This is a genomic window from Clostridium massiliamazoniense (assembly GCF_001403635.1).
Classification (GTDB): Bacteria; Bacillota; Clostridia; order Clostridiales; family Clostridiaceae; genus Sarcina; species Sarcina massiliamazoniense.
This window is the reverse complement of sequence record NZ_LN879468.1, coordinates 1,722,110-1,746,324: the sequence shown is the minus strand read 5'-3', so window position 1 is coordinate 1,746,324 and position 24,215 is coordinate 1,722,110. Positions and strand designations below refer to the sequence as shown.

Genomic DNA, 24,215 nt, shown 5'->3' with positions numbered 1-24,215 from the left:
TACTGATGTCTAATTTTATAAAAAAATAGCTACCCGAGGGCAGCTATGATTTCATCAGAATAAGATTGCTAAATTCTTTCCCCCAAAAGAATAAAACAATTTTTAATTTATTTAATTTAATTGTGGTTAGAATTTAGCATGTATCGTAGCGAATTTTATTAAATTTGTTCTATAACTTTTGTCATTAAAGTTATGAAGCTTTTTCTCACTCTTTCTGAAGTTTCCATAACTTCTTCGTGATTTAATGGTTGATCTAAGATTCCAGCAGCCATATTTGTCATACATGAAATACCAACAACTTGTAAGCCACTATGCTTTGCAATTATAACTTCTGGTACAGTTGACATACCAACAGCATCAGCTCCCATAGTTCTAGCCATTCTTATTTCAGCTGGAGTTTCGTAAGTAGGACCACTAAACATTGCATAAACACCTTCTTGTAAAGACATGTTTAAATCTTTAGCTATTTCTTTAACTTTTGCTCTTAAATCTTTGTCATAAGCATCTGACATATCAGGGAATCTAGTTCCAAACTCAGCTAAATTTTTACCAACTAGAGGATTAGCTCCAGAAAAATTAATATGATCTGAAATTATCATTAGATCTCCAGGAGTGTAGTTAGTGTTTACAGCACCAGCTGCATTTGTAACAATTAGTTTTTCCACTCCAAGAAGTTTCATAACTCTTACAGGGAATGTTACTTCTTGCATAGTGTAGCCTTCATAGTAGTGGAATCTACCTTGCATAGCAACAACAACTCTTCCTTTTAATTTACCTATAACTAATCTTCCGGCATGTCCCTCAACAGTAGATACAGGGAATCCTGGTAATTCATTATAGTTGTAGTATTCAGCATCTTCTATAGTGTCAGCTATAGCACCAAGTCCTGAGCCAAGTATTAGACCTAATTCTGGTTTATATTTTGACTTTTCTAAGATATAATCTGCAGCATTCTTAATTTTTGTTGATAAATCCATCTTAATCACCTCAAAGTTTTAATTTAATGTTAACGATTTCTTTTTTTGAAAAAATCACTATTAGTTTTAATCGAAACTAAATTAATTCAATAGTCATCATTAAAGTAAAACATAAAGTTATTAGCAATATAAATAATTTGTAGAAAAATACATGTAATAACAAAATGTTTCCTAGTTCTATTTTAATTATAATACAATAATAAGAATATTAAAATTAAAAAAATTAATAAAATTTAATAATTAAGTAACTAAACTATTAAATTTGAAAAAAAACACTTAAATAAGATAAGAATTTAAGAATTATTTAAAAACTAGATTTATTTTAGACAAAACTAATAAGCAATAATTAAATACTTTCAACAAACCGTCTATTTAATATAACATAGAAAGTAATAGTTGAAAAATTAATGTTAATTTAGCTTTTCCAATAATTAAAGGAGCTATTTTAAATATAGCTCCTTTAATCCATATATTAATAATTTTATAAGTTTTAGATTATTTTAATAATGCTTCTCCAACTTTAACAACATCTCCTGCTCCTACAGTCATAAACAGGTCACCAGGTTCTAATATTGATTTAGCCACTTCTAGAGCTTCTTCATGGGAATGAACATTTACACAATCTACTCCATTAGCTCTTATGGCATCACCAAGTTCCACAGAATTGACTAGTCCAGTATCTTTTTCTCTTGCAGCATATATATCCATAAGGATTAATTTATCTGCATCACCAAAGCAAGTTGCAAATTCATCGAATAAAGTTTTTGTTCTAGTATAAGTATGTGGTTGGAATACGCAAATAGTTCTTTTGCTGTCCATGTTTTTAGCTGTACTTAAAGTTGCTTTTATTTCAACAGGATGGTGTGCATAGTCATCAATAACTTTTATTCCATCTATTTCACCTTTAAATTCAAATCTTTTGTGAGCACCACCAAAGCTTTCAAGACCTCTTACAATGCTTGCATTATCTAAACTAAAGGCAATTCCTGTAGCAACAGCAGCTAAAGCGTTTGATAGGTTATGCATTCCTGGAACGTTAAGGTCTAATGATAGGATAACATTTCCATTGTATTCAACATCACATTTAGCGCAACCATTAGGTTTAAATGTAATATTAGTAGCTCTTAAAATACCATTTTCAACACCGTAAGAAATAACATTAGCCTTACTTTGAGCCATTATTTTGTTTACTCTTGCGTCATCGGCATTACCAATTAGGAAGCCATCTTCTGGTATTAGTTTAGAAAATTCTAAGAAAGTTTCCTCAATATGATTGATATCTCTATAGAAATCTAAATGATCAGCATCTATGTTTAAGATTATTCCAACATAAGGGTAAAATCTTAAAAAGCTTTGTTTATATTCACATGCTTCAGTTATGAAGTAGTCACTGTTACCAACTCTATAGTTTCCATTTATTATATCTAAATCTCCGCCAACTAAAATTGTAGGATCAAGATTTCCTTCTAAGGCAATGTGACTTATCATTGATGTAGTTGTAGTTTTTCCATGAGTACCTGCTACAGCAACATTTAAATGATGAGATTTCATTAAGTAACCAAGAAAGGCTGCTCTGTCCATAAGATCAGCATTAATTTCTTTAGCTTTTATTATTTCTGGATTATCCATTGGAATTGCAGCAGTATATACAACTATATCAACATTATTTAGGTTTTCTTTCTTATGTCCTATGTATATTTCTGCACCCTTACTTTTTAATCTTTCAGTAAGTTCTGATTCCTTTGAATCTGAACCTGAAACTTTATATCCAGCATTAAGAAGTATAGCGGCTAGTCCACTCATACTAACCCCACCTATACCTATAAAATGTACTTTTTTATTTATATCTCTATCTAAATTAAAAGACAAAATTACCAACTCCTTTTTTTCTTCACATTTTAATTATATACACAAATTCATAAAATCACACACTATTTAATAATTTTTATAAATAAATGCATAAAAGGATATAAAAATTTAAGGGTAGATTGTTAATAGATTGTATTAAAGAGTTAAATTTAAAGTGCTTTGAAATTTTAAATTAAGATGATAAACTAATAATCTAGAATATATTTCCTTTAGGCAAACAAAAACACAAATTTCTGACTATAACAATAATAATATGATTAACATACAATAAATGTTAAAAAATTGAAATAATGAATAAAATTTTTAAATAAATTATTGATATTACTGTAAATATTGAATAAAATATGAATATTAAAAGAAATATTAGAAAAATAATTCGTATAGATTGAAGGTGCTAATATGGAAAAATTAAGTAGAAATAGTAGGGTAGCTATAATAACTAAAATATTAAAAGAAAATCCTAATAAAATTATAGGGTTAAATAGATTTTCAGAATTATTAAATGCAGCAAAATCAACAATAAGTGAAGATATAGTAATAGTTAGAGATAGTTTAGAAAAGATGTCTATGGGAACCATAGAGACAATCTCAGGGGCTGCAGGTGGAATAAAATTTGTTCCTAATATGGGAGAAGAGGAAATCAGTGAATTTGTAAATGAACTTTGTGAACTTATGAGTTCAGAAGAAAGATTAGTAGCGAGCAAGTTTATTTATGTTACAGATTTAATGTTTGACCCAGCTATTATAAGTAAAGCGGGGGTGTTACTTGCATCATTTTTTAAAGATAAAGAAATTGATTATATTGTAACTGTAGAAACAAAAGGTATTCCTTTAGCTTATGAAGTAGCAAAAAATTTAGGAGTTCAAGTAGTAGTTGCAAGAAGAGATAGTAAGGTTACAGAAGGATCTACAATTTCAATAAATTACTTATCAGGTACTTCAGAACGTATTCAGCAGATGTGCTTATCTAAAAAATCATTAAGAGTAGGAAGTAAATGTGTATTTATAGATGATTTCATGAGAGGCGGAGGAACTGCTAAAGGTATTCTTAATCTATTAAAAGAATTTGATTCTGAATTAGTTGGTATTGGGGTATTGGTAGATAATAAAATTTCAAATAATAAAGTTGTAGAAGATTATATTTCAATTGTAGATATAGAAGAATTAAGTGAAGGAGCAGGAATAAAAGTAGTCCCTTCAAAGAATATTCCACAAAAATAATAAAATGATAAAAAAAACCAAAAAATTTTAAATAAAAAAGAGGATTTTTAAAAGAAATATAGAAATATAATAATTGAAAAGCAACTGGAGGTGTGGTCAAATGCAAATAACAGATGTAAGAATCAGAAAGATAGCTTCTGAAGGAAAAATGAAAGCAATAGTATCAGTAACTTTTGATAATGAATTCGTAGTTCATGATATTAAGGTTATTGAAGGACAAAGTGGTTTATTTATAGCTATGCCAAGTAGAAAAACACCAGATGGTGAATTTAAGGATATAGCTCATCCAATAAACACTGAAACAAGAGAAAAAATTCAGACTGCTATTCTGAATGAATACGAAAAAGTAAAAAATACTGAAGAAGTATAAAAGGGTAAAATAAAAGGAAGTTTACTTCCTTTTATTTTTTTTGCTTTTTTTATTTTAAATTTTAAAAATAGTTATAATCATAGAAATAATAACTAATATTATCCTGATATTTAAAAGATATGGAAGTTCTGTTATTAGTAGATAGAAGATAAATTTATAATCATATATATAAATCTTTATTGTTATGGTTTGATGTTGAAAACCATAGGTATTTAAAATATAATTGTAATTGAATAAATAGAAAAAAAGATAACTTTAAATAATTAGCATAGCCTATTTAATAAATTTTTAGCATAATGAGGTGAATTTATGAAAAAATGTGCTATAATATTAGCAGCGGGTCAAGGAACTAGAATAAAATCTAAGCTTCCTAAAGTACTTCATAAAGCTTGTGGTAAAGAGATGGTAAACCATGTTATAGATACCATGAGACTAGCTAATATTGAAGATATAAATGTAATAATAGGAAAGGGAGCAGAGCTTGTTAAAGAAAGTACTGCATCAAGAAAAGTTTCTTATTCACTACAGGAAGAACAACTAGGAACAGGACACGCTGTTAAATGTGCCAAAGAATTTCTTCAAGGTAAATCAGGAGTAGTTGCAATATTCACTGGAGATGCACCTTTAATAAAAGAGGAAACTGTTATCAAATTGATAGATACACATATTAATGAAAATAACTTTGCTACATTATTAACTTCAGTAATTGAAAATCCAACAGGATATGGAAGAATTATAAGAAATAATGATGAAGTTGAAAAGATAGTTGAACATAAAGATTGTTCTGAGGAGGAACTAAATGTTAAAGAAATAAATGCAGGAATGTATTGTTTTGATATTGAAAGTCTCCTAGAAAGTTTAGAAAAGCTATCAAATGATAATGCACAAGGAGAATATTACTTAACTGATGTTATTGGTATTTTAAAATCAGAAAATAAAAAAGTAGGTGCAATGATAACTGATTTCGAAGAAACAATAGGGGTTAACTCAAGAGCAGAATTAGCTGTTGTTGAAGGAATATTAAGAAAAAGAATAAATAGAAAACATTTAGATAATGGTGTTACTATAATTGATCCAAACAGCACATATATCTCTATGGAGGCAGAAATAGGAAGAGACACAATAATCTATCCTAATAACGTAATAGAAGGAAAAACAGTAATAGGTGAAGATTGTGTAATTTATTCTAATTCAAGAATTTCTAACAGTATAATAGCAGATTCAGTAGAAATACAAAGTTCAGTAATACTTGATAGTAAAATTGGAGATAATACAACAATTGGTCCATTTGCTTATGTTAGACCAGAATCTAATATAGGAAGTAAAGTTAGAATAGGTGACTTTGTAGAAATAAAAAAATCTACTATAGGAAATAATACCAAGGTATCACACTTAACTTATATTGGAGATGCTGAGGTTGGAGAAAAATGTAATTTTGGATGTGGAACTGTAGTAGTTAATTATGATGGGAAAGAAAAACATAAAACTATTATAGGTAACAATTCATTTATTGGGTGCAATACTAATTTAGTATCACCAGTTGAGGTAGAAGACAACACTTATATCGCAGCAGGATCTACCATAACACAGAAGGTTCCAGAGGGAAGCCTTGCAATTGCAAGAGCTAGACAAAATAATATTGAGGGTTGGATAAATAGGAAAAAATAAAATTTTTTTATATAACAAATGCCAAATGGGATTATTTTAAGGAGGTCTTCACGACAATGGAAAATCAGTATAAAAATATAAAAATATTCACAGGGAACTCCCATCCTGAATTAGCTCAGGAAATAGCGGAAAAGTTAGGATTACCTTTAGGAAAAGCTAAAGTAGGGACTTTTAGTGATGGAGAAATATCAGTAGATATAAATGAAAGTGTAAGAGGTTGTGACGTATTTATAGTACAATCAACTTGTAGTCCAGTAAATAATAACTTAATGGAATTATTAATAATGATTGATGCTTTCAAAAGAGCATCTGCTGGTAGAATAACTGCAGTTATGCCATACTACGGCTATGCAAGACAAGATAGAAAAGCAAAATCAAGAGATCCAATTACAGCAAAATTAGTAGCTGATTTAATAACAGCAGCAGGTGCAGACAGAGTATTAACAATGGATCTACATGCACCACAAATACAAGGATATTTTGATATTCCAGTTGACCATATGTTAGGTTGTCCTATACTAGCTAGTTATTTTGTTGAAAAAGGACTAGCAGAAAGAGATGATGTAGTTGTCGTTTCTCCAGATTTAGGTTCTGTAACAAGAGCTAGAAAATTTGCAGATAAATTACATGCACCTATAGCTATTATAGATAAAAGAAGACCTAAGGCAAATGTTTCAGAAATTATGAATATAATTGGCGATATAAATGATAAAGTTTGTATATTAATAGATGACATGATAGACACAGCAGGAACAATTTCAAATGCTGCTAATGCTTTAAAAGACTTAGGAGCTAAGAATGTTTATGCTTGTTGTACACACGGTGTTTTATCAGGTCCAGCCTTTGATAGAATAAATGCATCTTCTATAGAAGAACTTGTTATGTTAAATACAGTAAAACTTCCAGAAAGAGATGGATTAGAAAAATTTAAGTCAATATCAGTAGCTCCTTTATTAGCTAATGCTATTGAAAGAATCTACGATGATGAACCATTAAGTAGATTATTTGAAGAATTACAATAAGATTTATTCAGTAATTTAAAGTTTTTTTTAACATCTAAAAAGTATTATGCTTTTTAGATGTTTTTTTTGTAACAAATATGATGAAATTTGTGGTATAATAAAAAAAATATCTTTTTTTGTTAAATAAATATACAGAATAGTTACAAATATATGGAACTAAATACAAAAATTAGATTAGGAGTGTGTGAAACTATGGACGGATTATTAGGAAAAATTTTACTGGTAGATGATGATGAAAATATTTGCCAAGTTCTAAAGATGTATTTAGAAAGTGCAAATTATGATGTAAAGGTAGCTAATGATGGAAAAACAGCACAAGAGGTTTTTTCAAGCTATAAACCCAATATGGTGTTATTAGATGTTATGTTACCAGGAATGGATGGGGTTGAAGTTTTAAAGTGGATTAGAAGAGAAGGGAACACTCCAGTTGTTATGCTTACTGCTAAAGGGGAGGTTTTTGATAAAGTTTTAGCTCTTGAAATAGGTGCAGATGATTATATCGTTAAGCCTTTTGAACCAAAAGAAGTTATGGCTAGAGTTAAGGCTGTTATGAGAAGATATTCAGTTGATAAAACTGAGGAAGATGTATTAACATTCCCTTCATTAGTTATAGATACTAATTCTTATAAAGTCCTTTATAGAGACGAAGAAATAAAAATGCCACCAAAAGAATTTGAGTTATTATACTACCTAGCTAGTAATAAAAATAAAGTTTTCACAAGAGAACAATTACTTTGTGAAGTTTGGGGATATGATTATCCAGGGGATTCAAGAACCGTTGATGTTCATATAAAAAGATTAAGAGAAAAGTTAAATAAAGGTGAAAATTGGCAATTAGAAACTGTTTGGGGAGTTGGATATAAATTTGAGGTTAAATAGTGAAACTAAAAAGTAAAAAGGTAAGAACCAGTTTAGTTTCAAAATTATTAATAAGCGTTATGGCAATTGTGGGTATCATTTTTGCCATAATAGCTTTTATTTTATCTGCAACTGTAAGGAATTATTATACAGGATATAGAAATGAAAAAATAAATCAAGTTAATATGATAATAGGGCAAGCGGTTAATGTTTATGTAAGTGAAGGTAACCAAAGTTTTGATGTAACCAATTCTACAGCAGGACTAGATCAATTAAATACAATCTTACAATTTAGCAAAAACTTCTTAGATGCTAAAATCATTGTACTTAATAGTCAAGATGATGTAATAGCTGTATCAGACCCAAGTGATAATAATCTTAAATTTACTAAAATTACTCAAGTCGGAGGAGAAGCTATAAACAATAAAAGTATAATGAGTTTTGACAAGGGTGGGTATAATTATTATTATAAGCCTATATATTATCAAAATTATCTAAATGGATCTATAATAATAGAGACACCATTAAGTGAAATAGATTCTATGCTTAATAAAATTTACCTTATAATTTGGATATTTGTGATAATAGCTCTTATTATATTAAGTATTGTAATATATACAGTTTGTAAGAAATTTATAATAGACCCAATTGAATCTTTAAATGAAGCATCTCAAAAAATAGCTAAGGGTGATGTTGGGGAAAGAGTTAATATAAATTCTAATGATGAACTAGGAGAACTTGCCACTTCCTTTAATTTTATGGCAGAAGCCATTGAAAAGGTAGAAACTAACAGGAGAGAGTTTATCTCTAATGTATCACATGAATTGAGGTCTCCAATGACTTCAATAAGAGGATTTATAGCTGGTATATTAGATGGAATAATACCTCCAGATAAAGAACATTTCTATTTACAAAAGGTATATGAAGAGACAGAAAGATTAACAAGACTTATTACAGACTTGTTAGATATATCAGCAATGCAGACAGGAAAGTTAAAGTTTAACTTTAGTAAAGTAGATATAAATGAGATAATAAAAACTTCAGCAGTAAATCTAGAGCCAAAAATATTAAATAAAAAATTACATGTAAGTATTACTCTTGAGGGAGATTATTTATATGTAAAAGCAGACAGAGACAAAATAATTCAAGTATGTACAAATTTAATTGATAATTCAGTTAAGTATTGTACTGAAGGTGGAAATATAGAAATAATGACAAAATCTAAGGGAAATAGAGTTGTAGTTGTAATATACAATGATGGAGTACCTTTAGAAGAGGATACATTAAGACATATCTGGGAAAGATTTTATAAGGCAGATAAGTCTAGAACTAACAAGGAAAGTACAGGGCTTGGTCTTTCAATAGTTAGAAATATTATTTTAAGCCATGGAGAAGAAGTTTGGGTAGAAAACTCAGAGGATGGAAAAGGAGTTAAGTTTGCCTTTACTTTAACAAAAATGGATTAACATATTATTTAGGAGGCTTGGATGGGGATAAAGCTTAATAAAGGAACAGAGGATAATAGCGAAAATAAAAAAGGTGCTATAGTAATAAGAAAACGAAAGAATTATAAAAAAATTAAATCATTTGTTAAGTATATAGTAGTAGCTTTTTGTATTGCTATGTTATCACTTTTAATAGCAATTGCTGTTATAGAGAGCCAATGGTTCCAGAATTATCTATCTAAGTGTTTAACAAGTGAGAATAATGTCAATAAAGTAGGATATATGCTAAATCAAGCGACAACTAATGCTGTTAATAATGTAGAACCATCATTAGTTACTATAAGTAATGGTGAAGGAAAAATGAATGTAACAGGTTTTGTTTATAAATCAAATGGATATATAGTAACAGCATATTCAGAAATTAAGGATTTTAAGCACATAGTTGTAAGCATACCTAACTTAAGTGAAGAAAATTTTAATGCAACTCTTGTTGGAAAAGATGAAGTTACCAATATTGCTGTTTTAAAAATAAATGTAAATAATCTAATACCTATAAGTATAGGTAATAGTATTAAACAAGGTGAATTTGTAATGGCAATGGGAAATAATTCAGGTGAAGAGGGATTAGGTGTTGTAACTAATGGAATAGTTAGTACTGTTGATAAGGTTATAACTGTACCTAATGAACAAGGAGAAGATGTAAAGACTGGTGTTATAGTAACTGATGCTGACTTGAATCAAGCTAACATAGGTGGAGTTTTAGTTAACATGAGTGGGCAAGTAATTGGTGTTACAACAGTTCCGTCTACATCATCATCTAATGCTAATGGATTAAATTATGCCATAGGAATAAATTATGCAAGTAAAATAATTGATTCAATAATTAGTCATGGTAGCGTTTCAAGAGTGTTTTTAGGAATTAAAGGAATAAATTTAAAAGGTCAACAAGGTGTGTATGTTGAAGAGGTTGAACCACAAGGAAGTGCTTATAAATCTGGCATAAGACCTACAGATATAATCACCGGAATAAATAATGTTAAAGTTAACAATATAAATGACATATTTAGAGCATTAAATGAAAATATTGTAGGTGATTCAGTACCTTGTACAATACTTAGAGGTGGAAAAGAAGTAACTGTTAGCCTCAAGTTAGATACAAAAAATCAACAATAAAAGTGGAGCTGTATCAAAAGCAGATAAATTTCTAAGTAAGATTTATCTAAAGTTTTTGATACAGCCTTTTTTATAATAATTAATAAAAAAGAAAGATTACACATAAATTATATTTATTGATATAATTTAGATGTATTTTAATGATGGAGGTAATAAAATGTTCTTAATAGTTGGGCTTGGAAATCCGGGAAAGGAATATGAAAGAACTAGACATAATATTGGATTTGAAATAATTGATTATATATCAAATAAGTATAACATTGATATAAATAGGGAAAAATTTAAAGGATTATATGGAACTGGAATCATAGAGGGGCAAAAAGTTATATTATTAAAGCCAACAACTTATATGAATCTTAGTGGAGACAGTATAAGAGAAGTCATGAATTTTTACAACATTACAGAAGATGAAGTATTAGTAATATACGACGATATAAGCCTTAATATAGGAAAACTTAGAATAAGAGAAAAAGGAAGTGCTGGTGGGCACAATGGCATAAAGAGTATTATAAAAAATCTTGGAGGAGATAAGTTTCCAAGAATTAAGGTAGGAGTTGGTGCTCCAGAACATGACTTAGTATCACATGTATTAGGAAAATTTAAAGATGATGAATGGAGACACATGTCCAAGGTTATTCCAGTAGTTAATGATGCTGTGATAGAGGCTATAAAAAATGATGTAAAGGAATCAATGAATAAGTTTAATGGGGTAACTATAGAAATATAGTTTTTTAGTTTGATTGGTGGTGTTAAAGAATGAGATTGAAAGGTTTAATGAGCCCATTAATTGAGAGTAATGAATTTAAAAAAGTAAATGAGTTACTAAATGATAGGATGTTACCTTTAGGAATATATGGTCTTAGTGATTCGGGAAAAAGTTATATTCTTAACGGTATATATGAAAAATCAGATAGGTCAATGGTTATAGTAACAAATAATGATATAGAAGCTAGAAAAATATATGAAGATTTAAGTTTATATAGTTTGGATGTTTATTATTTACCAGCAAAGGAAGTTGTATTCTATAATATAGATGCTATTTCTGGAGATTTAAGATGGGCTAGATTAAAGGTTATAAAGGAAATATTAAATGATAAGAAGAAAATAATTGTTACTTCTGTTGAATCTTTGGTAGCATTATATACTCCTATAGAACTTTATAAAAGCCATAGCTTTACACTTTCTTTACAGGAAGAAGTAGAGCTTAAAACCATTGTGCAAAATTTGGTTGAATGTGGCTATGAAAGAATGGAAGTTGTAGAAGGTAAGGGAGAATTCTCAGTAAGAGGAGGAATTCTTGATGTATATCCACCTCACTATAATAATCCTTATAGAATAGAGTTTTTTGGAGAAGAAATAGAATCAATAAGAAGTTTTAATCCGGAATCACAAAGAAGTATAGAGCAAGTTAAATCTATAGAAGTATTTCCTGCAAAGGAGATAATATTAAATCAAGAACTTATAGATAATACAATAAGTCAATTAAAAGAAGAACTTCATAAGTATGAAGAAAGTGGAATAAAGGACAAAGAGGTTCTGAATAAAATTACAAAAATAGTTAATGATAACTCAGAAAGATTAAAAGAAACTTGGAGTTTTGAAACGATAGATAGCTATGTTAATTTTATTTTTAAAAAGCCTGCAACACTTTTTGATTATCTAGAAAACTTCTTATTTGTAGTAGATGATCCAGAAAGATGCAAAGGAAAAGTAGAGAGTACTATTTATGAATTTCAAGAAAATTTTAAGGCCTTTTTAGAAAGAGGTGACATACTTCCGTCACAAAGTAAGCTTATACTTGATGATAATACTGTATATAACCGTCTTAAATTACAGGATGTAATAACTTTAAATACCTTAGAGAAGAGAGAGAGTTTTATTAAGAGTGCTGAGAAAGTAGTTTTCAATGAAGTAGTCTATAATAGTTATCAGGGAAAATTAGAGTTATTAATAAATGATATTGTAGAAAAGAAAGAAAAGGGTTATAAAACAGTAATACTTGCAGGTACAAGACCTAGGGGGGAGAGATTAGTAGAAACTCTTAGGGAAAACTCAATTGAAAGTACCTATAAAGATATTGTTGATGAAGTACAAGATGGAGAGGTTGTTGTGACATTCGGAAACCTAGGAAAAGGTTTTGAATTTAAGGAATTAAATCTTTCTATTATTTCTGATAAAGAGGTTTTTGGTGAAAGCAAGAGAAAGAAACAAAAAACTTCTAAAAAACAAAAAGGAACAGCAAAGATAAAGAGTTTTGGTGAGCTTAAACCAGGAGATTATGTTGTTCATATTAATAGTGGAATAGGTGTATATAAAGGAATTAAACAAATAAATGTAGGTGGAAATAAAAGAGATTATTTAGATATTGAATATCTAAAGGGTGACAAACTTTATGTACCTGTTGAACAATTAGATTTAGTACAAAAATATATAGGCTCAGAAGGGAAAATGCCAAAGGTTAATAAACTAGGTGGTAATGAGTGGCAAAAAGCTAAAGCTAAGGTTAGAAAGTCAATTAATGAAATTGCACAGGATCTTGTTAAGCTTTATGCAACTAGATCAACTCTTAAAGGACATAAGTTTTCTAAAGATACACAATGGCAAAGACAGTTTGAAGATGAATTTCCTTATGAAGAAACTCCAGATCAAATTACATCATTAGAAGAAATAAAATCAGATATGGAATCAGAAAAAGTTATGGATAGACTCCTTTGTGGAGATGTTGGTTATGGAAAAACAGAAGTTGCCATAAGAGCAGCTTTTAAATCTGTTATGGATGGGAAGCAAGTTGCTTTTTTAGTTCCTACAACAATACTGGCTGAACAACACTATAAGAATTTAGTGAAGAGATTTTCTGGATTCCCAATAAAAATAGATGTAATAAGTAGATTCAAGAATAAAAAGGAACAAACTCAAACCTTAAAGGAACTAAAAGAAGGAAATATAGATATACTTATAGGAACTCATAGATTAGTATCTAAAGATATTGAGTTTAAAGATTTAGGTCTTTTAATTGTGGATGAGGAACAACGTTTTGGTGTTACTCAAAAGGAAAAAATAAAGAATTTAAAGAAAAATGTAGATGTACTAACATTGAGTGCAACTCCTATACCAAGAACACTTCATATGTCACTTACTGGTGTTAGGGATATATCAGTTATAGAAACTCCACCAGAAGAAAGATATCCGATTCAAACATATGTTGTAGAACAAAATGACCAACTTATAAGAGATGCTATACTAAGAGAAATAAATAGGGATGGTCAAGTTTTCTTTGTTTATAATAGAGTTGAAAGTATAGAATCTATGGCAAGTTATATAAAGGAATTGGTTCCAGAATGTAATATAACTATAATCCATGGACAAATGACAGAAAGACAATTAGAGACTCAATTAATGGAGTTTATGAATAAAGAAACTAATGTTTTAGTATGTACATCAATTATAGAAACAGGTATAGATATGCCCAATGTAAATACCTTAATTGTTCATGATGCTGATAAAATGGGATTGTCACAATTGTACCAATTAAGAGGTAGGGTTGGGAGAAGTAATAAGGTTGCTTATGCTTACTTTGTTTATCAGAAAGATAAAATACTAACAGAAGTAGCTGAAAAAAGACTTAAGGCTTTAAAAGATTTTACAGAACTTGGTTCAGGATTTAAAATAGCCATGAGAGATTTAGAAATCAGAGGAGCAGGGAATATGATGGGATCATCTCAACATGGGCATATGTCCAATGTTGGATATGATTTATATTGTAGAATGCTTGAAGATACTATAAAGCTTATAAAAGGTGAAATAGATATGGAGCCAGTTGAAACTGTAGTAGATATAAAAATTGATGCTTTTATACCATCAAATTATATTGAAAATGAAATTCAGAAAATTGAAGTTTATAAAAAGATAGCAGCTATTGAAAATGCTGAAGATTATCAGTATGTAAAAGAAGAACTTGAAGATAGATATTCAACAATTCCTAAAAGCGTATATAATCTTATGGATATAGCCTATATAAAGAGTAGAGCTAAGACTATAAATATAGAAGAGATTAAGGAAAAGGGAAATGAAATAATTTTTGAGTTCCAAAGTAGAGAACGAACAGATAAACAATTATTCGTAGATCTTTTAAAATTTCATAAAGAAAATATATTGATTAGATTAGGTGAAAAGCCTGCTTTTTCATACAGATTTACTGAGGAAAAGAAAGAGGAATTATTGAAGGTTTTCAAGGAAATTCTAAATCAATTAACAAAATAAGAAAAGTAAATTGAAAAATTTTCAAGAAATTGATATACTATTTTTAAATTATGTTAGATCAATAAAGTGAGGTAGAATGATGAAAAATTCAAAAAAAATCATAGGGGGGCTTATTGCAATAATTGTAATAGTAATAATAATCGTTGCAATAGCTATTAACTCTGGAATGATTGAAAAGACGCCAAATGCTGTAAAAAATACTGTAGTTGGTGAAGTCTACGGTCAAAAAATAACTGTAAATCAAGTAGAAGAAAATCCACAAATGAAATATGTTTATCAAACATTATCACAAGAAATTCAAGGTAACTTAATGGAAAACTCTCAAGCTAAGCAATATATAATACAACAAAGAGGAAAAGTTGTTGAAAGCTTAGAAGTTCAAGCTATTGTAGATAAACAAGTTCAAGATCTTAAGTTAATACCAACTCAAGCTGATATGGATAAATTAGTTGCAGCTGAAAAACAAAAATTCTTTGCAGAAATTAAGCAAAGTCAAGGTATAGATGTTGATGAAGCAATGTATCTTCAAATGACAGGAATGACTCAAGCAGAATTTAATAATATGATAACTCAACAAGTTAAAGTTCAAGAGCTTTCTAACTATATAACTAAAGATGTTAAAGTAACAGAAAATGATGCTCAAACATACTACAATGAAAATAAAGATAGTCAATTTACTGAACCAGCAAGTGCTGATGTATATCAAATAGTTGTTAGCACTAAAGAAGAAGCAGAAAAATTAAGAGCTCAATATGAAAGTGAAATTAAAGATAAGAACTTAACTGTTGCTCAACAATTAGCTATATTCCAAAAAATAGCTTCTGCTAACAATATAGATTCAACAAAACAAACTGGTGGAAGATTAACAACAGGTAATTCAGCTGATAATGGTAAAATACCATACAACTATAGCAACTTTAATAAGAACTTTATGACTGCTTTAAATGGTTTAACTAAGAATGGTGAAATATCAGGAGTAATAGATTCTTCTGTAGGAAGCACAGGAGCTTACAATGTAATATTTATTAATAACTACACAGCGCCAAAAGTATTACCATTTGATAAAGTTAAAGATCAAGCGCTTAAAGCTGTTCAAACTCAAGAGAACAATCAAGCTATATCACAAGCCCTTGCTAAATGGGAAAAAGAAGCTAATATGAAGACTTATACAGATAGATTAGGTTATCCTATATTAGACAAAACTTCAACAAGTGAAAGTCAATCAGGAACAACAACTGAGCAGTCAACTACTCAACAAAGTGGAACACAAAGCCAAACAACTGAGCAGTCAACTACTCAACAAAACCAATCAAACGATAAGAATACAACAACTCCTGCTAAATAGGAGTAAAAATAGAGAGGATGTATCAAATTACAGATACATCCTCTTTGCTTTTTATCTAGCTATATAGGTTCATAATTTGTGACCACTCACTTACGTAAAGAAGCTCTAATATTTTTTCTACAATAGTTTCTAAAATTTCCAAACTCACTTTGTTCAAACAATGGAAATTTTTTTACGAAACTATTGTTCAAAAATAAAGAGCTTCTAGTACTAGTTCAATGGTCACAGCATTTTGTACCTATATAGCTATCTCAGCAGATAAAAAAAATACATAGATTTAAATATGTTATTAATGGAGATGAAAAAACAACTAGACAAAAATATAACCAATGTGTATAAAATTTCAAATATTAAAAATACTATTACTGTAGACAAAACAAAAGTTTAACCTTGAGGAGGTAAGATACTAATGAAAGCAACAGGAATAGTTAGACGTATTGATGATTTAGGTAGAGTTGTTATACCAAAAGAAATAAGAAGAACATTAAGAATAAGAGAGGGAGATCCTTTAGAAATATTTACAGATAGAGAAGGTGGAGTAATCTTAAAGAAATATTCACCTATAGGAGAGTTAACTGATTTTTCAAAGGAGTATGCTGATTCATTACAACAAGCAACAAACCATATTGTTTTGATTAGTGATAACGACATGTTTATATCTGTCAGTGGAACTACTAAAAAAGATTTTATGGAAAGAAAAATAAGTGATGAGTTAGAAGACATTATGGAAAATAGAAAAGTAGTTGTTTTAGGAGGAGATAATGGAAAAATAATACCTTTATATTCTGATGAAAATGTAGAAGATAAATATAAAGCACAAGTAATCGCTCCTATTATAGCTGAGGGTGATGCCATAGGAACTGTTATAATGGTATCAAAAGAAAATGAATCCTTTGGAGAAGTAGAAAAAAAATTAGCAGAAACAGCAGCTGCTTTTCTAGGAAAGCAAATGGAACAATAATTAAGTTTTTCAATGAATAATTCTAACTATACATAAAATAAGTAATAATACCTTCAAAATTTAAATAATAATAAAGAGGAATAATTTTTAAGTTTAACTAAATATTTTACTACTTTAAGATTATTATTAATTAGATTTTGGAGGTGCTATATGAAAAAACAATCTCTCATAAAAGGGAGTTTAATTTTAGGTGTTGCTGGTATTTTAGCAAAGTTTCTAGGTTTATTTTTTAGATGGCCAATTGTAATGTTAATAGGAGATCAAGGGCTTGGATATTATCAATTAGCATATCCTCTATATAGCTTTTTTATAGCCATATCAACGGGGATACCTATATCTTTATCAAAAATAATTTCAGAAAATAATGTATCAGGTAAAGAAAAAGAAAATTTTTATATGATGAATGTAGCAATAAAAGTTATGTTTATACTTTCTATATGTACAAGCCTTTTATTGATTTTATTAGGACAGGACATAATAAATTTATTTCATTGGGAAAAGGAAGCTTATTATTCTATGTTAGGAATATCTTTAGCACCAATGTTTATAGCAATAGTAAATCCTATAAGAGGTTTTTTTCAAGGATATCAAAATATGACTCCTTCAGCTATATCTCAATTATTTGAACAAGTTGGTAGAGTTATTGTTGGAGTTGGACTAGCTTATTTATTATTACCTAAGGGCATAGCAGTATCAGCAGGAGGAGCTTCCTTTGGAGCTACAGCAGGGGCAATTTTAGCAGCTTTATATTTATTAGTAAAATATAATAAAGAAAAAAAGCAAATGAATAAAACATATTCAAATTATAAGGTAAGAGGTGGATTAAGAAAGTTATTATTAATGGCTATCCCTATATCAATAGGAGCAGCTGTAGTTAGTATAATGGGAATGATAGATGCAGTATTGGTACCGAAAAAATTATTAGAGGCAGGAATGTCACCTTCAGAAGCTACAATTTTATTTTCACAATTTACAGGAAAAGCTTCTGCATTGGTTCATATACCATTAACTTTATCCATAGCACTGTGTTCATCAATAATACCTATTATAGCTGAAAAATATTTATTAAAAAATAAAAATGAATTAAATCAAAAAATATCTATGGCTATGAAATTAGCTTTAGTTATTGCACTTCCTTGTTGCTTAGGTCTTTTCTTTCTTGCTGAACCAATTATGATAACTATATTTCCTGGAAGAGAAGGGGGAGCAAATATACTTAGATATTTATCTTTAAGCATCCCTTTTATGACTTTAACACAAATAAGCACATCCATCTTGCAGGGGGTGGGTTCCTATGTAAAACCTATAATAAACATGTTTATAGCTGTAATAATAAAAATAGTGTTGACTATGACTTTGGTTCCAATGAAAGAGTTAAATATACAAGGTGCTGTTATTGCTACTATAATAGCTTATGTTGTTGTTAGCATTTTAAATTTAGTATCTATGAAAATTAAATTGAAATATAAAAGTAATTTAAGTGAAGTATTTCTTAAGCCAGCGTTAGCATCAGTAATAATGATTATTTGTACATTAAGTTTATTTTTATTTTTATTAGATAGAATGAATAGTATAATGATGAACTGTGTTTTATCAATAGCTGTAGGTGGAGGTATCTATATAGTAGCAATATTAATTTTAGGTGTATTTAATTATGATTACGTAAAAGGAAAAATAAATAGAAGAGGTTAAATTAAATATTGTAAATAATGAGGTTGCATTAGATTATAAAAAGTTAAATTTTTTTGATTCTAATGCAACTTATTTTATAAGTTGAATTTTAGTGAAAGTTATCTAGAGATGTGTATTGGTTTATATCTAATTTATAGAGTAGTGAAGTATTACAGATATTAGTTATTAGATAAAAAGCAGAGTAAGAAATATTATGAAATAAAACTATTAATAATAAAATAGTTCTGTAGACATCATAGAAATATAAGTTATAATTAATTTAATTAAATATTGTGAATTTATTTTTAAAATAACTTAAAGATTATAGTAGTAATTGTTCTTAGAAAGATTTAAAGTGTGTAATAGTAGGAGGGAAAATTATGCTTAAGATAATAGGATTAGAAATAACTAAAAATTTAGATGAATTAAAAAAAGATATAAATAAATACATAGAAAAATCTGAGAAGACATACTTAATAGATTCACTTTTGGAATTAGTATCAGATGAAAATAAAAGTAAGGTAGAAAAAATTAATACTAATAGTCTAGAAGAATTAATTGATAAAGAAAAAGAAGTAGCGATTATGGTTGTTGGGAATATAATAAATGATTATTTCTTTGGAAGGACTTTAATCAAATTATTAAAAGAGAAAAAAATAAACTATAAATTAATAAGTGGTAGCGGGTTAGTAGATTTGGCTTATTTAAATGTTGATTATGATAAAAGGATTGAAGGCTTACATTTTAATGAATTAAAGAAGATAAGAAAAGATAAAGAGTTTGTTGTACATGGAATAGGAAACAAAGAAATTGCGAAGAGTGTTTCAAAGAGAATTTATGAAATTTATCAAAATGATATAGAAGTAATCTATTTAGGGGAATTAAAAGGCAATCAATATAGTGTTATAAAAAATATTAAAATATTACAATTAGAAAATGAGAAGAATTTAGATATAAGTTCTATGATATATATAAAGCAACAAAAGAGAGGCTTTGATGATTTAGTTAATATAATAAGGATTTTAAGAGCACCAAATGGATGTCCGTGGGATAGAGAGCAAAGCCATGAAAGTATAAAAAGAGAATTGGTTGAAGAGTGCTATGAAGTTTTAGATGCTATAGATAAAAAGGATTTAGAAGCTATGGAAGAGGAAATAGGAGATGTTTTACTACATGTTGTATTCCATGGGCTTATAGCAGAAGAAAATAATGAGTTTGATTTAACAGATATAACTGAAGGAATATGCAATAAAATGATATTTAGACACCCTCATATATTTGGTGATGAGATTGCTAAAACTTCAGAGGCCGTAGTGGAAAATTGGGATGAAATAAAAAAAGTAGAAAAAGGTTATGAAACTATAACTGATGAAATAAATGGAGTAGCTATGGGGTTACCTTCTTTAATAAGAGCAAGAAAAATTCAAAAAAAAGCTGCAAAGGTTGGATTTGATTTTGAAAATGTTGATGAAGCAATAAAATCTTTAGAAGAAGAAATAAAAGAATTTAAAGATGTATATAAGGGTAAAAATGTGACAAGAATAGAAGATGAACTTGGGGATGTAATTTTCTCAACTGTTAATATAGGAAGATTATTAAGCCTAGACTGTGAAGAAATATTAGAAAAATCAATAGAAAAATTTATAAGAAGATTTTCAGCAATAGAAAAAAGAGCAATAGAAAATGGGCAACAATTAAAGGAATTGAATATTGATGAAATGAATGTATTATGGGAAAGAGTAAAATTAGAACAAAAATAGTATCATAGAAATTAAATTTAATTAGAAAAATACTATCATTTGCAAGAAAATTTATAAAAAAAACTTTAAATACTGTAAAATAGCAGTTTAGGACTATACAAATGGCTAAATATATAATATTATAATATATATTATAGTTTTTACTAAATTATAAAATACTTTATAGTAAATTACTAAATTTCAAGGAGGATGTAAAAGTGAATAAAGCAGAATTAATCGCAAGCATGGCTGAAAAAAGTAATTTAACAAAGAAAGATGCTGAAGTGGCATTAAAAGCATTCATGGAGAGCGTTCAAGAAGCATTAGAAGGTGGAGACAAAGTTCAATTAGTTGGATTTGGTACTTTTGAAACTAGAGAAAGAGCAGCTAGAGAAGGAAGAAACCCAAGAACTAAAGAAGTTATTCAAATACCTGCTTCAAAAGCACCAGTATTCAAAGCTGGAAAAGAATTCAAAGAAAGAGTAAACAAATAATTTACTTAGGTAACTTTGTAGCAAAGCCCGAGATAGCTCGGGTTTTTTTATACAAAATTATATTTAGATGAAGTTTTAATTGATAATATATTTGAGAGGAGAAAAATATGAGATTAGATAAATATTTAAAAGTTTCAAGAATTATAAAGAGAAGAACTGTAGCAAAAGAAGCTTGTGAAAGTGGAAGAGTTAGTATAAATGACAAAGTAGCAAAATCATCAACTTCAGTAAAAGAAGGAGATATAATAGAAATAATTTTTGGAAATAAGACATTAAAGGCAAGAATAACTAATGTAGCGGAACATGTTAAAAAAGAAGACGCAAGAAATATGTATGAAATTTTAGAAGGGGAAGAAGACACTGAATAGAATTTAGTCATAACTCTTGGAATATAATAATATACTTTACTATGAATTTTTGGGGGGAAAGTATATGGAAGATAATATAACCAAGAGTGGAAAAAGTGAGTTAAAGTTAGAAGATAGAAAAGTTTTAAATGTAACAGGAGTTCTTGAAGTTATTAATTTTGATGAAGAAAAAATTAATTTAAATACAATTTTAGGAGCTCTACAAATTTTAGGTGAATGTTTAAAAATAAACAAAATAGACGTTAAAGATGGAAATGTGTGTATATCAGGAAAAATAAAGTCATTAAATTATAAAACTCATCCAAAAAAGAAAAGAAAGAAATTAAGTATATTTAAAAAATTTCCAAAGAGAGGTTAATATGATATTACCTTTAAAATTACAATTTTCAATAGTTTTATTTTCTTTTTTTGGGGGAATACTAGCAGGGGTTTTTTTTGATATATATAGATTAATAAGAGGTTTTAAATTACCTAAACTTATCATGATAGTAGAAGATATTTTATTTTGGATACTTTGTTCACTTTCTATATTTACATTTTTACTAGTAGTTAACTATGCATTCTTGAATATTTATGTTTATTCTATATTAATTTTAGGATTTATATTTTATTTAGCTACATTTTCTAAATATTTAGTAAAAGTTGAAAATAATGTAGCTATTTTGATTTCAACAGTATTTAGGATTGTTTTTAAAAATATAAGATACGTAATTAAAAATATATTTATAAAATAAATAGAGAATTTGCTTGAATAACTTCCTTAGAGTGTTTAAAATGAATATATATACCTTAATTATATAAGGGTGGGGAGTAAATGAAGAAGGATGTTTTAGTTAGAAGACTAGGAATAATTCTTGTGCTATCAATTTTTTCAGCAAGTTATTTCAGACAAGAAATAGCAGTTAGACGAGTTGAGGAAGAAAAGAAAAACGTAGAGGAAGAACTTAATAGATTAAACGAAGAAAATTCTAAGTTAACAAATGAAATAAAAAACTCTGAAAGTGATGCATATATAGAGCATGTAGCGAGAGAAAAGCTTGGAATGATAAAAAAGGGTGAGAAAGTAATAATTAATTCTTTTCAGAATTAATTAAATTAAAATGATATTATTATAAGTTTATAATAGTATATATGATTATTTTTAAGGAGGAATCTTTTTAACATGACCTTAGAGGCAGGAAACATATTAGAAGGAAAAGTAACAAACATAACTAACTTCGGTGCTTTTGTAGAAGTGGAAGGAGAAACAGGGCTAGTACACATTTCAGAGGTCGCAGACTCTTTTGTAAAAGACATAAGAGAGCATTTAAAAGAAAATGATGTAGTAAAAGTTAAAGTTTTATCAGTAGATGATAGAGGAAAAATAAGCTTATCAATTAAGCAAGCTATGCCACCTAAAAGAAAATCTGTAAAACCAGCAGAAGTTGACTGGAGCAGTAACAAAAAGAAACAACAATCTTCAGCAAACTTTGAAGACATAATGTCAAAATTCTTAAAGGATAGCGAAGAAAGATTACAAGATGTTAAGAAAAATCAAGAGCAAAGATCAAGAAATAGAAGATCTTTAAGCTAGTGCGATCTATGTAATTAAGTATATTTTAAAATATTATCGGTTAAAAAATGAAGCTAAAAAAATAGCTTCATTTTTTTATAAAAAAAAGTGTTGACACTATAGATATTCTTATGTATAATAAATCTTGTCGTTAAGGCGACAAACTAAATATGCCGAAGTGGCGGAACTGGCAGACGCACAGGACTTAAAATCCTGCGATGCTAACACATCGTACCGGTTCGATTCCGGTCTTCGGCACCAATAACGCGGGGTGGAGCAGTTGGCAGCTCGTTGGGCTCATAACCCAAAGGTCACAGGTTCGAGTCCTGTCCCCGCAACCAATGTGGCGGGATAGCTCAGCTGGCTAGAGCATTCGGTTCATACCCGAAGGGTCGCAGGTTCAAATCCTGTTCCCGCTACCATTAAAAAATAATATTAAGCCGAAGTGGCGGAACTGGCAGACGCACAGGACTTAAAATCCTGCGATGCTAACACATCGTACCGGTTCGATTCCGGTCTTCGGCACCAATAACGCGGGGTGGAGCAGTTGGCAGCTCGTTGGGCTCATAACCCAAAGGTCACAGGTTCGAGTCCTGTCCCCGCAACCAATGTGGCGGGATAGCTCAGCTGGCTAGAGCATTCGGTTCATACCCGAAGGGTCGCAGGTTCAAATCCTGTTCCCGCTACCATTTAAAAAATAATATTAAGCCGAAGTGGCGGAACTGGCAGACGCACAGGACTTAAAATCCTGCGATGCTAACACATCGTACCGGTTCGATTCCGGTCTTCGGCACCAAATAACGCGGGGTGGAGCAGTTGGCAGCTCGTTGGGCTCATAACCCAAAGGTCACAGGTTCGAGTCCTGTCCCCGCAACCAAAAATTTTATAATATGCCGAAGTGGCGGAACTGGCAGACGCACAGGACTTAAAATCCTGCGATGCTAACACATCGTACCGGTTCGATTCCGGTCTTCGGCACCAAAGCAATCCATGTGGATTGCTTTTTTGTTTTAGTAAATAAAATAATTCAAATATTGATATGATAAGACAATAAAATTCTTTTTTATTGTCTTATTTTTTTTATATGAAACTACTTTAGGAATAAAAAGTAATAATATTGTAAAATAGATAAATATGATACAAATATTTGTCTAATGAAAATAGTAATACTTCACCAGTTGTTGACATATATTTACAGAAGCCATTGTTATAATATTTGTAT

At 29.1% G+C, this 24,215-nt stretch carries 21 protein-coding genes and 9 tRNA genes; 28 read left to right on the top strand and 2 right to left on the bottom strand.

All coding sequences use genetic code 11. The features are described from left to right. Positions 1-158: 158 nt before the first annotated feature. Entirely contained in the window at positions 159-977 is an 819-nt protein-coding gene (locus ARA19_RS15220; RefSeq protein WP_055071774.1) for a purine-nucleoside phosphorylase, read from the bottom strand. Between the two features lie 495 nt (positions 978-1,472). After that, positions 1,473-2,846 (bottom strand): UDP-N-acetylmuramate--L-alanine ligase, encoded by a 1,374-nt coding sequence (gene murC, locus ARA19_RS15215; protein ID WP_055071773.1) that lies wholly within the window; start codon positions 2,844-2,846, stop codon positions 1,473-1,475. Between the two features lie 399 nt (positions 2,847-3,245). Here murC and purR point away from each other — a divergent pair, with 399 nt between their 5' ends. The 28 genes from purR (at position 3,246) to ARA19_RS15075 (ending at position 23,974) form a co-directional block, all read left to right on the top strand. Next, positions 3,246-4,067: a pur operon repressor gene (purR, locus tag ARA19_RS15210; protein ID WP_055071772.1), complete on the top strand. Its 822-nt coding sequence runs from the start codon at positions 3,246-3,248 to the stop codon at positions 4,065-4,067. Positions 4,068-4,167: 100 nt separating this feature from the next. Further along, entirely contained in the window at positions 4,168-4,437 is a 270-nt protein-coding gene (spoVG, locus tag ARA19_RS15205) for a septation regulator SpoVG (RefSeq protein ID WP_055071771.1), read from the top strand. Between the two features lie 309 nt (positions 4,438-4,746). Continuing rightward, entirely contained in the window at positions 4,747-6,105 is a 1,359-nt protein-coding gene (gene glmU / locus ARA19_RS15200; protein WP_055071770.1) for a bifunctional UDP-N-acetylglucosamine diphosphorylase/glucosamine-1-phosphate N-acetyltransferase GlmU, read from the top strand. 56 nt (positions 6,106-6,161) lie between these two features. Then, on the top strand, positions 6,162-7,127 hold the full coding sequence (locus ARA19_RS15195; RefSeq protein WP_055071769.1) for a ribose-phosphate diphosphokinase: 966 nt from the start codon (positions 6,162-6,164) through the stop codon (positions 7,125-7,127). Positions 7,128-7,319: 192 nt separating this feature from the next. Then, a complete protein-coding gene (locus ARA19_RS15190; protein ID WP_055071768.1) occupies positions 7,320-8,006 on the top strand; it encodes a response regulator transcription factor in 687 nt (228 codons plus the stop codon). After that, on the top strand, positions 8,006-9,451 hold the full coding sequence (locus tag ARA19_RS15185) for a sensor histidine kinase (RefSeq protein WP_055071767.1): 1,446 nt from the start codon (positions 8,006-8,008) through the stop codon (positions 9,449-9,451). The genes ARA19_RS15190 and ARA19_RS15185 overlap by 1 nt, the downstream gene beginning before the upstream one ends. Positions 9,452-9,472: 21 nt before the next feature. Next, positions 9,473-10,603, top strand: a complete 1,131-nt coding sequence (locus tag ARA19_RS15180; RefSeq protein WP_055071766.1) for a trypsin-like peptidase domain-containing protein — start codon at positions 9,473-9,475, stop codon at positions 10,601-10,603. A gap of 157 nt (positions 10,604-10,760) precedes the next feature. Next, a complete protein-coding gene (gene pth, locus ARA19_RS15175; protein WP_055071765.1) occupies positions 10,761-11,330 on the top strand; it encodes an aminoacyl-tRNA hydrolase in 570 nt (189 codons plus the stop codon). Between the two features lie 29 nt (positions 11,331-11,359). Further along, entirely contained in the window at positions 11,360-14,863 is a 3,504-nt protein-coding gene (gene mfd, locus ARA19_RS15170) for a transcription-repair coupling factor (RefSeq protein ID WP_055071764.1), read from the top strand. 79 nt (positions 14,864-14,942) lie between these two features. After that, a complete protein-coding gene (locus ARA19_RS15165) occupies positions 14,943-16,208 on the top strand; it encodes a peptidyl-prolyl cis-trans isomerase (RefSeq protein ID WP_055071763.1) in 1,266 nt (421 codons plus the stop codon). 409 nt (positions 16,209-16,617) lie between these two features. After that, positions 16,618-17,169 (top strand): stage V sporulation protein T, encoded by a 552-nt coding sequence (gene spoVT / locus ARA19_RS15160; protein ID WP_055071762.1) that lies wholly within the window; start codon positions 16,618-16,620, stop codon positions 17,167-17,169. Positions 17,170-17,319: 150 nt separating this feature from the next. Next, positions 17,320-18,861 carry a putative polysaccharide biosynthesis protein gene (locus tag ARA19_RS15155; protein WP_055071761.1) on the top strand — a complete coding sequence of 514 codons (1,542 nt, stop codon included), beginning with the start codon at positions 17,320-17,322 and terminating at the stop codon, positions 18,859-18,861. 359 nt (positions 18,862-19,220) lie between these two features. Next, positions 19,221-20,600 (top strand): nucleoside triphosphate pyrophosphohydrolase, encoded by a 1,380-nt coding sequence (mazG, locus tag ARA19_RS15150; protein WP_055071760.1) that lies wholly within the window; start codon positions 19,221-19,223, stop codon positions 20,598-20,600. A gap of 197 nt (positions 20,601-20,797) precedes the next feature. Beyond that, the gene (locus ARA19_RS15145) at positions 20,798-21,073 is read left to right on the top strand and encodes an HU family DNA-binding protein (RefSeq protein ID WP_055071759.1); all 276 of its coding nucleotides are present in this window, start codon (positions 20,798-20,800) and stop codon (positions 21,071-21,073) included. 107 nt (positions 21,074-21,180) lie between these two features. Further along, the gene (locus ARA19_RS15140; RefSeq protein WP_055071758.1) at positions 21,181-21,441 is read left to right on the top strand and encodes an RNA-binding S4 domain-containing protein; all 261 of its coding nucleotides are present in this window, start codon (positions 21,181-21,183) and stop codon (positions 21,439-21,441) included. A 64-nt stretch (positions 21,442-21,505) separates the two neighbouring features. Continuing rightward, a complete protein-coding gene (yabP, locus tag ARA19_RS15135; RefSeq protein WP_055071757.1) occupies positions 21,506-21,799 on the top strand; it encodes a sporulation protein YabP in 294 nt (97 codons plus the stop codon). Position 21,800: 1 nt separating this feature from the next. Beyond that, complete coding sequence (yabQ, locus tag ARA19_RS15130; RefSeq protein ID WP_055071756.1) at positions 21,801-22,175, top strand: spore cortex biosynthesis protein YabQ; 375 nt, start codon at positions 21,801-21,803, stop codon at positions 22,173-22,175. A gap of 80 nt (positions 22,176-22,255) precedes the next feature. Next, positions 22,256-22,531: a septum formation initiator family protein gene (locus tag ARA19_RS15125; protein WP_055071755.1), complete on the top strand. Its 276-nt coding sequence runs from the start codon at positions 22,256-22,258 to the stop codon at positions 22,529-22,531. 72 nt (positions 22,532-22,603) lie between these two features. Continuing rightward, the gene (locus tag ARA19_RS15120) at positions 22,604-23,014 is read left to right on the top strand and encodes a S1 domain-containing RNA-binding protein (protein ID WP_055071754.1); all 411 of its coding nucleotides are present in this window, start codon (positions 22,604-22,606) and stop codon (positions 23,012-23,014) included. Positions 23,015-23,165: 151 nt separating this feature from the next. Then, positions 23,166-23,254: transfer RNA gene (locus ARA19_RS15115), tRNA-Leu, on the top strand. Positions 23,255-23,258: 4 nt separating this feature from the next. Then, positions 23,259-23,334: transfer RNA gene (locus ARA19_RS15110), tRNA-Met, on the top strand. Between the two features lie 4 nt (positions 23,335-23,338). After that, a tRNA-Met gene (locus tag ARA19_RS15105) sits at positions 23,339-23,415 on the top strand. Between the two features lie 17 nt (positions 23,416-23,432). Then, positions 23,433-23,521, top strand: a tRNA-Leu gene (locus ARA19_RS15100). Between the two features lie 4 nt (positions 23,522-23,525). Beyond that, positions 23,526-23,601 (top strand) — tRNA-Met (locus tag ARA19_RS15095). Positions 23,602-23,605: 4 nt separating this feature from the next. Beyond that, positions 23,606-23,682: transfer RNA gene (locus tag ARA19_RS15090), tRNA-Met, on the top strand. 18 nt (positions 23,683-23,700) lie between these two features. Then, positions 23,701-23,789 (top strand) — tRNA-Leu (locus ARA19_RS15085). Between the two features lie 5 nt (positions 23,790-23,794). Further along, positions 23,795-23,870, top strand: a tRNA-Met gene (locus tag ARA19_RS15080). Between the two features lie 15 nt (positions 23,871-23,885). Then, positions 23,886-23,974: transfer RNA gene (locus tag ARA19_RS15075), tRNA-Leu, on the top strand. The last annotated feature ends 241 nt before the right edge of the window (positions 23,975-24,215 follow it).

Coding starts and splice junctions, on each gene's coding strand:
- ARA19_RS15220 (WP_055071774.1), bottom strand. CDS start 977: ATGGATTTATCAACAAAAATTAAGAATGCTGCAGATTATATCTTAGAA.
- purR (WP_055071772.1), top strand. CDS start 3,246: ATGGAAAAATTAAGTAGAAATAGTAGGGTAGCTATAATAACTAAAATA.
- spoVG (WP_055071771.1), top strand. CDS start 4,168: ATGCAAATAACAGATGTAAGAATCAGAAAGATAGCTTCTGAAGGAAAA.
- glmU (WP_055071770.1), top strand. CDS start 4,747: ATGAAAAAATGTGCTATAATATTAGCAGCGGGTCAAGGAACTAGAATA.
- ARA19_RS15195 (WP_055071769.1), top strand. CDS start 6,162: ATGGAAAATCAGTATAAAAATATAAAAATATTCACAGGGAACTCCCAT.
- ARA19_RS15190 (WP_055071768.1), top strand. CDS start 7,320: ATGGACGGATTATTAGGAAAAATTTTACTGGTAGATGATGATGAAAAT.
- ARA19_RS15180 (WP_055071766.1), top strand. CDS start 9,473: ATGGGGATAAAGCTTAATAAAGGAACAGAGGATAATAGCGAAAATAAA.
- pth (WP_055071765.1), top strand. CDS start 10,761: ATGTTCTTAATAGTTGGGCTTGGAAATCCGGGAAAGGAATATGAAAGA.
- mfd (WP_055071764.1), top strand. CDS start 11,360: ATGAGATTGAAAGGTTTAATGAGCCCATTAATTGAGAGTAATGAATTT.
- ARA19_RS15165 (WP_055071763.1), top strand. CDS start 14,943: ATGAAAAATTCAAAAAAAATCATAGGGGGGCTTATTGCAATAATTGTA.
- spoVT (WP_055071762.1), top strand. CDS start 16,618: ATGAAAGCAACAGGAATAGTTAGACGTATTGATGATTTAGGTAGAGTT.
- ARA19_RS15155 (WP_055071761.1), top strand. CDS start 17,320: ATGAAAAAACAATCTCTCATAAAAGGGAGTTTAATTTTAGGTGTTGCT.
- mazG (WP_055071760.1), top strand. CDS start 19,221: ATGCTTAAGATAATAGGATTAGAAATAACTAAAAATTTAGATGAATTA.
- ARA19_RS15140 (WP_055071758.1), top strand. CDS start 21,181: ATGAGATTAGATAAATATTTAAAAGTTTCAAGAATTATAAAGAGAAGA.
- yabP (WP_055071757.1), top strand. CDS start 21,506: ATGGAAGATAATATAACCAAGAGTGGAAAAAGTGAGTTAAAGTTAGAA.
- yabQ (WP_055071756.1), top strand. CDS start 21,801: ATGATATTACCTTTAAAATTACAATTTTCAATAGTTTTATTTTCTTTT.
- ARA19_RS15125 (WP_055071755.1), top strand. CDS start 22,256: ATGAAGAAGGATGTTTTAGTTAGAAGACTAGGAATAATTCTTGTGCTA.
- ARA19_RS15120 (WP_055071754.1), top strand. CDS start 22,604: ATGACCTTAGAGGCAGGAAACATATTAGAAGGAAAAGTAACAAACATA.